Annotated in this window: 6 protein-coding genes; 3 read left to right on the forward strand and 3 right to left on the reverse strand. The window is 44.8% G+C overall.

The features are described from left to right. Positions 1–149 precede the first annotated feature (149 nt). Both AVL57_RS15635 and AVL57_RS15640 read left to right on the forward strand, forming a co-directional pair. Entirely contained in the window at positions 150–1445 is a 1296-nt protein-coding gene (locus AVL57_RS15635; protein WP_057789774.1) for an MGH1-like glycoside hydrolase domain-containing protein, read from the forward strand. Positions 1446–1460: 15 nt separating this feature from the next. Further along, positions 1461–2699: an AGE family epimerase/isomerase gene (locus AVL57_RS15640; protein ID WP_231701230.1), complete on the forward strand. Its 1239-nt coding sequence runs from the start codon at positions 1461–1463 to the stop codon at positions 2697–2699. A 97-nt stretch (positions 2700–2796) separates the two neighbouring features. Here AVL57_RS15640 and AVL57_RS15645 read toward each other — a convergent pair whose 3' ends face one another. The 3 genes from AVL57_RS15645 to arcB all read right to left on the reverse strand — a co-directional run bounded on the left by AVL57_RS15645 (position 2797) and on the right by arcB (position 7490). Beyond that, positions 2797–4473, reverse strand: a complete 1677-nt coding sequence (locus AVL57_RS15645; RefSeq protein WP_057789771.1) for a PH domain-containing protein — start codon at positions 4471–4473, stop codon at positions 2797–2799. Further along, positions 4473–5051 carry a PH domain-containing protein gene (locus AVL57_RS15650; protein WP_057789769.1) on the reverse strand — a complete coding sequence of 193 codons (579 nt, stop codon included), beginning with the start codon at positions 5049–5051 and terminating at the stop codon, positions 4473–4475. The genes AVL57_RS15645 and AVL57_RS15650 overlap by 1 nt, the downstream gene beginning before the upstream one ends. A gap of 81 nt (positions 5052–5132) precedes the next feature. Beyond that, positions 5133–7490 carry an aerobic respiration two-component sensor histidine kinase ArcB gene (gene arcB / locus AVL57_RS15655; RefSeq protein ID WP_057789766.1) on the reverse strand — a complete coding sequence of 786 codons (2358 nt, stop codon included), beginning with the start codon at positions 7488–7490 and terminating at the stop codon, positions 5133–5135. Between the two features lie 650 nt (positions 7491–8140). Between arcB and gltB the strand changes: the two genes are divergently transcribed. Then, positions 8141–12607 carry a glutamate synthase large subunit gene (gene gltB / locus AVL57_RS15660; protein WP_057789764.1) on the forward strand — a complete coding sequence of 1489 codons (4467 nt, stop codon included), beginning with the start codon at positions 8141–8143 and terminating at the stop codon, positions 12605–12607. Positions 12608–12609: the final 2 nt, after the last annotated feature.

A 12609-nucleotide genomic window follows, 5' to 3' on the forward strand; every position in this document is an offset into this window, starting at 1 on the left:
GGCTTCCCACTTTGCCGTACATCACCTATTTATAATTAACTTCGCATTTACAATAAAACACATTTTTCTTACTTTCAACCCAAAATGGGTTTATTTTTTTGCCTATTGTGCAATAATCATCTTAATTAGAACTCAATATGGGTATTTAGATGACTACTATCGCCACACAAACTGACGACCAGTTAATTGCTGATGCAAAAGCTACGCTAATTAAGAACGACTTAGGTGGGTACACAGTGCCTACTCACGGCCTCTACCCTTTTCAGTGGAATTGGGACTCTGCCATTGTGGCGCTAGGCTGGCTTCCATTTGATGAACCTCGTGCATGGGAAGAAACCACTTCACTGTTAAGTGCTCAATGGAAAAACGGCATGGTGCCTCACGTTGTATTCCACCAACATTCTGATACCTATTTCCCTGGCCCTGATATTTGGGGTGTTAAAAATAACCCCGACAGTACATCGATTACTCAACCGCCGGTGCTGGCCACGGTTATTCGCCAATTATTCGAACAAACTAAAGATAGAGCGCTAGTCGACTCTCAAATATCGCAGATTGTTCAACAACTTATTGACTATCACTTATGGTGGTATAAGCAGCGCGATCCTGAATATACGGGACTAGTGGTAAGCTATCACCCATGGGAATCAGGCATGGATAACAGCCCAGCGTGGGATGATGCATTACGCGCTGTACCTAAAGTGGGTTGGGAATACACCCGCCGTGATATTAATCACATCGATGCATCTGAGCGTCCGCACAAAGAAGAGTACGACCGTTTTCTATACCTTGTAGATTTCTTCCGCAAAATGAATTTTGATGACACGCTGATTTATCAAGACTGCCCTTATCGTGTTAATGATGTGAGTATCATCTCGATTTTGCATCGCGGGACAAAGGATCTCCTTGCCCTATGCGAAACGCTAAATATCGATAACAAACAAACGGCCTATTTAGCCCATCGTATGGATTTAACCGAAGCGGCAATAGGTAAATTGTGGTCTGGCGAAACCAGTATGTTTCATAGCTTTGATACCCGCAGTGGCAAACTGTGCGGTGCAAGAACCAATGCTGGGTTACTGCCGTTTTTTGCAGGGCTGGTAAACGAAAACCTCATGCCAAAACTTATCGACGTACTTGATGACTGGCTTGCCGATCAACCCTTTGCTATATCGTCAACTCATCCTGAAGACCCTTGTTATGAGCCACAACGTTATTGGCGCGGACCTATTTGGTTACACATTAACTGGATGATTACGCTGGGGTTAGAAGACTACGGTTTCTTCAAGCAAGCTAAACAAGTGACCGATGCGAGCAGAAACCTTATTTACACTAGCGGGTTTAATGAGTCGTTCCATGCAGAAACAGGCGCAAGAAGTGGGGGAGCTGACTTTTCATGGACAGCGGCCATGGCACTTTATTGGCTTCTACCCAATCAAGAATAACAAGGTGAGGGAATAATGATGACTTCAGTGACAACGAATAAAACGCCTAGCGATCTCGGGTTTTCATCACCGGATTTTCTTAGCCAACATATAAAAAGTATTTTGGCATTTTACGAACCGAATGTTGATGCCCTATCTGGTGGCTTCCATCAAAATTTTTCTGATGATGGCAGTGTGTTTGACGAAAACACACGCCATCTGGTTAGCTCAACCAGATTTGTTTTCAATTACGCTCGCGCTTATTTAACTTTTGGTGATAGCCGGTATCTATCTAGAGTGGCGTCTGGAATTAAGTTTCTTCGGGAGTATCACTTAAACCCCGAAACCCAAGGCTATGCGTGGGTGTTAAATGTAGAGGGTGTTGAGCACAGCGTTAAAGATGCTACCAATCATTGTTATGGATTAGCCTTCGTAATGCTAGCCTACAGCTGGGCATATCGAGCTGGTATTACTGAGGCGAAATACTATTTAGACGAGACCTTCGCGTTAATGGACACCCACTTTTGGGATAAGGATTACGGGCTCTACAAAGACGAGTTTAACGCTGATTTTAGTATTTGCAGTGACTACCGTGGACAGAATGCAAATATGCATAGCTGCGAAGCGTTAATAGCGGCCTTTGAAGCCACCCAAGACCAGCGCTTTTTAAAACGCGCTTTACTGGTTGCCGAAAATATTACCTTACGCCAAGCAGCAAAAGCTGATAACCGTATATGGGAACATTACACTTCAAACTGGGAGGTTGATTGGGAGTACAACAAAAACGATCCTAAAAACCTATTCCGCCCATGGGGTTTTCAGCCTGGTCATCATACAGAATGGTCTAAACTGTTGTTACAGCTTAATCAGTATAGCCCTCAACCTTGGCTGGTCGAGCGAGCGCAAAGCCTGTTTGATGCTGTGATAGATATAAGTTGGGATAGCATAAATGGCGGTATAGCCTATGGGTTTGCGCCAGATAGCAGCGTTTGCGACAACGAAAAATATTTCTGGGTACAGGCAGAAAGTTTCGCCTGTGCGGCAAGGTTGGCTATCGTCACTCAAGATGATAAATACTGGGATTGGTACTATCGTATTTGGCAATACGCGTGGACGCATTTTGTCGATCATGAGTATGGGGCGTGGTTCAGAATTCTATCGCCTGAAAATGGCAAGTTAGAAACCACTAAAAGCCCAGTCGGGAAAACCGATTACCATACTATGGGTGCCTGCTACGATATAATGGACGCATTAACCTTTAATGCTCATAAATAGTAGATAGTAGATAGTAGATACCTGATAACAGATAGTGGCAATATTACTTTTTAATACCTTGGATGCAGCGGCGCATCGCTTTTTATCAGCGTTGCCGCTACATCCAAGATTTTCGTTTCGATTCCACTTCAAACAACACGTTATTCGCCAACTCATTCGCATAGTCTTCAGGTAAAAACGGTACTGAAATAGCCCCTGATGCTAATACAAACTGCACCGTTGCCAGCTTTCGCCTTTTCATGAATACACTTTGCTTTACCACCACCTGCTGAACTTTGTAGGGTTCGAAGCATAAGTAATCCACGCCTATGCGGCCTCGCCTTACATAAATGTATTTATCATCACTTGCCACGCCCCAGCGCCACCATCTAAGCGCAATAACACCCAGCAGTAATACGCTAACAAAGGTCACCCCTGCGGTAATATCTAAATGCTCTATATAGATACCAAATCCAGCACCCACCACAAAAGGAATAGAAAGCCCTGCGATAACCCAATGTAAAATATACCGCTTGCTAATAGACTGGTAATCGCTACGGCGAATTTTACTTTCCGGCATAACCTCTTGGCTTAATTCATCCGCTTCGTCTTCGGTAACAGAAGGTACAATAAGCCGGTTTGGCGACATTAGTTCATTGGTACTGTGCCCAATCGATGCATTTTGCTCGAAATACAAGTTCACACGCTTAAGTATTCTATCTAACCAATCTTGCTTTGCCGAGATAACCTGAATGCGAGATGCCCGCATACTCACTTCTTGTTTATTCAATAAACCACTTCTGCGAATGTACCTATCATCTTGGCGTGACAAGGTATAGTCGTAAAAGGTAAACAGAGCGCCGCCAATACTAATCAGTGCCACTACTGCCATGGCCATCATCAACATAACAAAAGCATACAAGCCGAACTGCCACCACGCTATAGTCTGTTCTCCCACAAGTTGATTTAACTGCAAGCCCTTTTCAGCCAACCATTCCGATAGATAGCCAAAGGCATTGTCATAAAAGGGGGCTGCAGCACCTAATAAAATCCATACTCGGTTGTTGGTAATGCCGTGGATCACGATATCGGTGATAGAGCGCCTATTAAGTATGGTTTCGCCATCTTCATTGGTTTCAGAATAGCGCTTGCTTGGGTCGCCCTCAACACAAGCTTGGCTGCTATTATTCGCATGCGCTCTAATATTTACATGACCGCTGTCATTTACATTGGCGCTGGTCTCGCGTTCTTGATGGCCATGCTCTTGGTGCTCGGCCAGCACTTGTTTTCTAAGGGCATGGGCATACACCAATGGAACCGCTACTATTTTCGCCTCTTCTCCTGCACTTCCAGCAGTATCTAGGATCACCAATGCGAAACCGAATGGGCGGTAGTAGAAAGGTAATTCAATTTTTACATTCTGAATACGCCAAAATGGCAGATTGGTATAACTTCGAGAAAATACCCCACTGTGAATTTCAACATGCTGATTGCTAACTCGAAAGCGGTACATGAAGAAGCTAACCACACCGCTTGAAAAGAAAATAATGAGGATAGCTGCAATACTTAACAAGGTGTTGGGGGATTGAATGTTATCGGTAATGTTGGCCGTTACTGCAATGGCGGGTACGGCATAAATAGCACCTTGTGCCATATTTTTAATGCTACGTAGGGTAAAATACGCAATAGCTATGGGTGACAGTCTGCGCCACTCTTCGCCGGTGTCAACCTTAACCGCTTGGGCGCCCTCGCTGCTTTTGGAAGGCTTCACCGTGTCTACTTCGGGGGAAGCCACTATTTTGCACTCACATCTTTATGATCGAGAATAAACTGCCTTAATCGTTCTGCTACTTCTACCTCTATACCTGGAATTTCAAATGTGTGGGTAGCACCACCAGCTGAAAATACCTGTAAAGAAGCTAGCCCGGCTAAACGAGCAATAGGCCCACGCTTTAATTCAACGTGTTGAACACGCAATATAGGCTGGCAAGACAACGACCTAAATACCAAGCCTGATTGCAAGCTTAAGTCTTGTTCTCGTAAGGCATATTTGATGAGCGGATCGGCAAAAAAGTGATAGGTCGTCCATAAACATCCCAGCACACAAATTCCCATCACAATTAACGGGTAAGCAATCACTAAGGGGTCTGGTAACACAAAGAACGACTGATACCGTAGCGCGCTAGCAACCATGATCAATACAAACGCACTGCAAAAAGCCAATGAGATGTTAATAACGCGGTAACGCGGAGAAATAGCTTCTAAGTTTAGTTGGTAAAGTTGCGGTATGTCTGATGCAGACGTGTTTTCATTAGTTGTTATAGCGTTTAGCTGAGCATTACTAAACGTTTCGTTTTCGGTTCCTAATGTCATTATGTCTACCCCTTGTAAACTCGCGAAATCGACTTCTAAATAAAAACGGGGCTTAACCAGCCCCGTTTTTTGTTAAACGATTTAATCGTCTACCCGCTGCTGATTAAGCCACTCCTGCAGTGCTTTCATGTCGTGCTGTACAGCCATTTGCAACTCTTCAACCCAATCGTGGACGTTCTGCCACCAGGTAGGGTGATCCCCTTGTTGAATTTGATTGGCAATACGTTGCACACGTGCAAGCCCTACAGAGCCTGCAGCCCCTTTAATCTTATGCGCTTGAGAGCACACTTCAGATTTTTCATCTGCACTTAGGCTTAACTGCAGAATTTCCATGTATTCAGGCATTTTTTCCTGAAACACTTTAACGCTTGCCCGCACCATATCATCGCCTATTGTATCCACTAACATCTGGAGCAAGTCCATATCTAAAATGTTACTTAATATTTTACTCGGCTCTGGTGGGCGCTCTACCTGCCCTTCAATTTCCAACGGCGCAGGTGGCGCATGGAATAACTCGTTAAACACCTCAATCACGCGAGACTTCTTAATGGGCTTGGCGATAATATCGTCCATGCCGTTCTGCAAATACTCTTCCCGCTTTTTAATCACGTTCGCAGTAAGTGCCACAATAGGCGTTTGCATCACTAAGTCTTCTTCATGCAGCGTACTGGCCACGTCGAAGCCGGTCATATCTGGTAATTGAATGTCTAACAGTATCAGGTCGTATTGGGTAGCTCGGGCTTTATCAATGGCTTCTTGCCCTGTCATGGCCACATCTACCTTTTGTCCCATTTTTTCTAGCAAGGCTTTGGCAACCATCACGTTAAGCTCAATATCTTCTACCAACAGAATATTCAAATCGGTAACTTGAAGCTGCGCCACTTGCATAGGCTTTTTCGATATCTCTACCGGTAGCTCTATTTCAAAGCGCGTACCTTTACCTACCACACTGGTAACTTTGATATTACCCTTCATCAAATCGACCATTTGCTTACAAATAGCCAATCCAATGCCAGTACCCGTAGCAGACTGGTGGTCAGGGTGATCAACCTGATAGTACATGGCGAAGATCTTTTCTATCTCTTCTTCAGGTATGCCTACCCCAGTATCTTCAATCACAAAGGTGACGAACGCTAAGTCATTTTCAGGTTTGGTGGCTTCAATCGATAAGCTTACGTGACCTTTTTGGGTAAACTTCACTGCGTTAAACAGGATATTCCACAAAATCTGGCGCAAGCGCGTACCGTCTACTTCAACCAACCTTGGTAGAGGCTCTTTAATCGTGGTTTTAAGCTCTAACTGTTTATCACCGGCTAACAGTCGAATAATACTGCTTAGCTCTTCGGTAAAATCTCGAAGCGATACGGTCTTCAAGCTCAGTTCAACTTTGTCTCTATCTAGCTTATCAAGGTCGATAATATCGTTGAAGATATTGCCAAGGGTGATAGCACTGGCATAAATAGTACTTACCCAGCTAAATTGCTCTTCGCTTAACTCGGTATCGCGAAGCATTCTACTTAAGCCAACAATACCGTTTAGCGGCGTACGTAGCTCGTGGCTAATCGTGGCGATAAAGCGCGTTTTATCGGTACTGGCTTTCGCTGCTGCATTTTCTGCTTGTTTACGTTCAGTCATGTCTCGACCAAATGATAGCAAGCCTAAACGATTGCCTTCTTTATCGAAGAAAGGTACTCGCTTCATTTCGAAGTAGCGACGGCGGCCATCGGCAAAGCGCAGCCATAACTCTTCGGTGATACTGGCGTTAGTTTCCAGCACTTCGTGGTCGCTGGCGACTATTTGACGGGCTAGGTCTTCTTCATAAACATCAGTTGGCGTTAAACCAAGCAGTTCTTGCTCGGTCTTACCTGTCATGAGCTCTGCTATACGATTGCAGCCAGCAAAACGCCCTTCTTCATTTCGGTAGTAAATAAGATCTGGCGAGGCATCGATAATCGAGCGAAGTAAGGTAGACAAGCGGCGGGCTTGTGCTTCTTGTTCAGATTTATCCTGAATTTCACGCTCTAAGTCTTTAAATAAGGCTTCACGCTCTTCTTGCGCTAATTTACGCTGCTCAATTTCGTGATTTAATTGGCGAATATTAGTTTGCAACTCGCGGTTAAGAAAAACATCTTCTTCTCGCAAGCGCTCTAATTGGCTTACCACTTCTTTAAGATTGGTACGTGAGTTTTCTAACTGCTTTATTAGTTCGCTAAAAAAGTACAGCACCCAAGGTGCCGAAAGCATGGTTAGAATAACCGCGCTGATAAAGTCATCAGGTTGTACCGCACTGCCCATGCTTACACGAATTACGTAAGAGCCGCCAAGCGTAAATACCAGCGAAAATACCACGAACAGAATACTTAACTTAAGCGTACCAAAGCGCTGCACAAATTGTGCAAAGCGAATAGCCCAAGAGTCATTTGGAGAATCTGAATGCATGAACGACTTATTTTTAGGATTATTTTCGACATATCCTATCAGGGTTTATGCATTACGGAAATGCTCACTGAGTTCGCAAATATTGAAGAGTGGCTGCGCGTTTGGGTGAATTGACTTACTACGGTGCATTATTTGTACAATACTGAATGATTCTGGTATCGTGTAAGAAAGGATTTACAACTACATAAAAATACAGCAAACAAGCCCTTGACTAGATATTAAACGCCTCAACATGAATTTTTATTCACTTTTGGCGATTTAAAGACACTTGCTATACTTTCATTGCCTACCAATAAGACGATATATTGGGTTATAACATTTTTGTTACAAAGATGAATTTATAAGTTTAACACCATGAAAATAGTGAATATTTTAAACTATATGCTAAATCTTTGTTATACCCCCTACTTTAGCGTTTGATTTTACATATCAATATAGGTATTTTGTACGCCCCGCAAAGCAATAATGCATAAAAATGCGGAACACGACTGGAATCCTCTAATAATAAATAACGACAAGAAAAGGCGCATAGAGCGGTAATAGTGCCAGCTCGACAAAAGACGTCTGAACAATGTTGTGATACGCAATACCTAGGCGCATCTACACGCAACGCACACCTTGCCCCAGTCAAAGGTTGAAGGAGTTAAGAGATGAGTTTATACAACCCCAACGATTCCCGGGATAACTGTGGATTTGGCTTAATCGCCCATACCCACGGAGAAGCTAGCCATACGCTAGTAGAGACTGCTATTCACGGTTTAGACCGTATGCAGCATCGAGGCGGTATTGCCGCTGACGGGAAAACCGGAGACGGCTGTGGTTTACTACTGCAGAAACCGGATGCGTTCTTCCATACTATCGCCGCAGAAAATGGCTGGAAACTCAGCAAAAAATACGGCGTTGGCATGATCTTTCTAAGCCAGGACCAGGCCCTTGCGCAAACTGCGCGTGAGGTGTTGAATGAAGAACTTGAAAAAGAAACCCTTAGTGTTGTTGGCTGGCGCGAAGTGCCTGTCGATCGCTCTGTTTTGGGTGAACTTGCTCTTACCGGCGTGCCACAAATAGAACAAGTATTTGTGAATGCACCAGCAGGTTGGCGCAAGCGCGATCTTGAACGCCGCCTTTATATGGTGCGTCGACGTGCTGAAAAGCGCCTTGAAAGCGATCCAGATTTTTACGTTGCCTGCCTATCTGGTTTGGTAACGATATATAAAGGCTTGGTAATGCCGAAAGACTTACCAGCTTTCTATTTAGATTTAGCCGACGAGCGTTTAAAAAGTGCTATTTGTGTATTCCACCAGCGCTTTTCAACCAACACGCTTCCACGTTGGCCGTTGGCTCAGCCGTTCCGTTTCTTGGCCCATAATGGTGAAATTAATACCATTAAAGGTAACCGAGATTGGGCAATGGCACGTGCATCTAAATTTGCTACGCCGCTTATTCCTGATTTGAAAGAAGCAGCCCCTTTTGTTAATACCGAAGGTTCTGATTCATCGTCACTTGATAACATGCTTGAGCTATTTTTAGCCGGTGGTATGGATTTATTCCGTGCCATGCGTTTATTAGTGCCGCCTGCATATCAAAACAACAAAACTATGGATAACGACCTACGTGCATTTTATGAGTTTAACTCAATGCACATGGAACCGTGGGATGGCCCTGCCGGTATCGTATTAACGAACGGTCGCCATGTGGCATGTAACCTTGACCGTAATGGTCTTCGCCCTGCCCGCTACGTTATCACTAAAAATGGCTTCATCACGCTTGCCTCGGAAGTAGGTATTTGGGATTACGAAGAAGCTGACGTTATTGAAAAAGGCCGCGTAGGCCCTGGTGAAATGCTAGCCGTTGATACCTACACAGGTAAAATCTGGCGTTCCACTGAAATTGATGAAGAGTTAAAAGCGCGCCACCCTTATAAAGAGTGGCTCGATAAACATATTCGTCATTTAACCCCTATTGAAGAACTTGATGCTTCACTGATTGGCAAGCGCGTTTTTGATGACGACACCATTTCGGTATTCCACAAGCAGTTCAGCTATAGCTATGAAGAAATTCAGCAAGTTATCAAGGTACTTGCGAAAGACGGTCAAGAAGCCGTAGGTTCTATGGGTGATGATACGCCAATGGCGGTCATGTCTTCACGCCAGCGTACCGTTTACGATTATTTCCGTCAGCAGTTTGCACAGGTAACTAACCCGCCTATCGATCCGTTACGTGAAAACCATGTAATGTCGTTAGCCACCTGTATTGGCCGAGAGCAAAACGTATTCAGCGAAACCTCAGGTTATGCAGACCGCGTATTGTTTAACTCGCCAATACTCATGTATACCGATTTAAAACAGCTACGTGAATTTAACCCTGATAACTACTATTCAGAAGTGGTTGAACTTCAGTACCAACCGCAAGAAGGCTTGAAGAAAGCCATCGAGCGTATCTGTAATGAAGTAGAACACTTAGTTAAACAAAAGCGTGCGGCGTTCGTGATTTTATCCGACCGCAACATCAGACAAAACCGCTTACCTATTCCAGCTGCTATGGCCGTTGGTGCAGTACAGCGCCGTCTAGTTGATAAATCACTACGTTGCGACGCTAACGTAGTCATTGAAACAGCCAGTGCCCGTGACCCTCATCACTTCGCCGTACTCATAGGTTTAGGTGCTACCGCGGTTTATCCGTTCTTAGCCTACGAAACCATTGAGCAGCTTTGTGAAAAAGGCGAACTCGACATTTCACCAATGCAAGCCACATTGAATTACCGTAAAGGTATTAACAAAGGCTTGTACAAAATAATGTCGAAAATGGGTATCAGTACCGTGGCGAGTTACCGTAGTTCGAAACTATTTGAAGCTATCGGTATTAACGATGCGGTAATGGATCTGTGTTTCAGAGGTGTTACCTCGCGCCTTCAAGGTGCCGATTTCGACGACTTCCAACAAGATACTGTTAACCTGAACCGTGTTGCTTGGTTAAAACGCAAGCCTGTTGATCATGGTGGTTTGCTCAAGTATGTTCACGGCGGCGAATACCATGCATATAACCCTGATGTAGTCAGCACACTGCAAAAAGCAGTAATGAGTGGCGAATACAGCGATTACCAACAGTATGCAAAACTGGTTAACGAGCGCTCTCCTGCGCACATTCGTGACTTGCTAGCGCTAGACCCACAAAGCGAGCCTGTTGATATTAGCGAAGTAGAAAGCGCGCAGAACTTGTTCCCGCGTTTCGATACCGCCGCTATGTCTATTGGTGCATTAAGCCCAGAGGCGCATGAAGCTTTGGCGATTGCGATGAACCGCTTAGGCGGGCAGTCGAACTCAGGAGAAGGTGGTGAACATCCATCACGCTTTGGAACTGAAAAGAACTCGAAAATAAAGCAGGTTGCTTCTGGTCGCTTTGGGGTAACACCGCATTACCTTGTGAATGCGAATGTTATTCAAATTAAAGTGGCCCAAGGCGCGAAGCCTGGTGAAGGTGGTCAGTTACCTGGCGACAAAGTGAATAAGTACATTGCCCAGCTGCGCTTCTCAGTGCCTGGAGTAACCCTTATTTCGCCTCCACCACATCACGATATTTATTCAATTGAAGATTTAGCCCAGCTTATCTTCGACTTGAAACAGGTGAACCCAACTGCACTGATTTCAGTGAAGTTAGTGTCTGAACCTGGTGTAGGTACTATTGCTACTGGTGTAGCAAAAGCCTATGCAGACCTTATTACAGTGTCAGGCTACGACGGCGGCACAGGCGCTAGCCCACTAACGTCGGTTAAGTATGCTGGAAGCCCGTTCGAATTAGGTTTGTCTGAAACACAACAAGCCCTAATTGAAAACGGCCTTCGCCATAAAGTACGCGTACAAACTGACGGCGGCCTAAAAACAGGCTTAGACGTTGTTAAAGCGGGTATTTTAGGTGCGGAAAGCTTCGGTTTCGGTACGGGTCCTATGGTGGCGTTAGGGTGTAAATACTTACGTATTTGTCACTTGAACAACTGTGCGACCGGTGTAGCAACACAAGATCAAAAGCTTCGTGACGACCACTTCATTGGTTTGCCAGACATGGTAATGAACTACTTTAAGTTTATTGCTCAAGAAGTACGTGAAATTATGGCCGCCCTTGGCGTGACTAAGTTTGACGACCTTGTTGGCCGTACTGAGCTACTTAAAGTGATTGACGGTGTGACTGCGAAGCAAAACCGCCTTGATTTAACGCCGTTGTTGGTAAGACCGAAAGCAGGTGAACATACCCGTTTATTCTGCTCGCAAACCACCAATGAGCCCGTTGATAAAGGTGTGCTTAACGCACAAATGCTCAAAGACGCACAACAAGCAGTTGTTGACGGCGAGTCACTTGAATTGAAATATCCTGTTCGCAATACTGACCGTTCGGTAGGTGCATTGTTGTCAGGTGAAATTGCCAAGCACCATGGTAACCACGACTTTGAAGATACACCGATAAAAGTGAATCTTACCGGTACTGCCGGCCAAAGTTTTGGTGTGTGGAACGCAGGCGGCTTGCACATGCATCTTGAAGGTGACGCCAACGATTACGTAGGTAAAGGAATGACTGGCGGTAAGCTTGTTATTCATCCACCAAGAAACATGACTTATAATGCGCATGAAAGTGCCATTATGGGTAATACCTGCTTATATGGTGCAACTGGCGGTAAATTATTTGCTGCAGGCCGAGCCGGTGAGCGTTTTGGTGTACGTAACTCAGGTGCTATTGCGGTAGTTGAAGGTATTGGTGACAACGGTTGTGAATACATGACCGGTGGTATTGTTGCTGTACTTGGCCCAGTAGGCGTGAACTTCGGTGCCGGTATGACAGGTGGTTTTGCGTACCTTATGGACGACAACGACGACCTCGATAACCGTGTAAACCAAGATCTTATTGAGATTATGCCTGTTGACGGTAAAGCGATTTTAGTAGAGCACTTACGTGGTCTTATTAATCAGCATTACGAAGAAACTGGCAGCGACCATTCGTTAGGCTTGCTAACCGATTTCGCGGCAACGCTGAAACGCTTCAAGCTTATTAAGCCGAAGACCAGTGATGTGAAGAACCTATTAGGCCACATCAGTCGTTCAAGCGCTGAATTGCGCATTCAGGCTCAGTAGGA

The organism is Alteromonas stellipolaris, from assembly GCF_001562115.1.
GTDB lineage: Bacteria > Pseudomonadota > Gammaproteobacteria > Enterobacterales > Alteromonadaceae > Alteromonas > Alteromonas stellipolaris.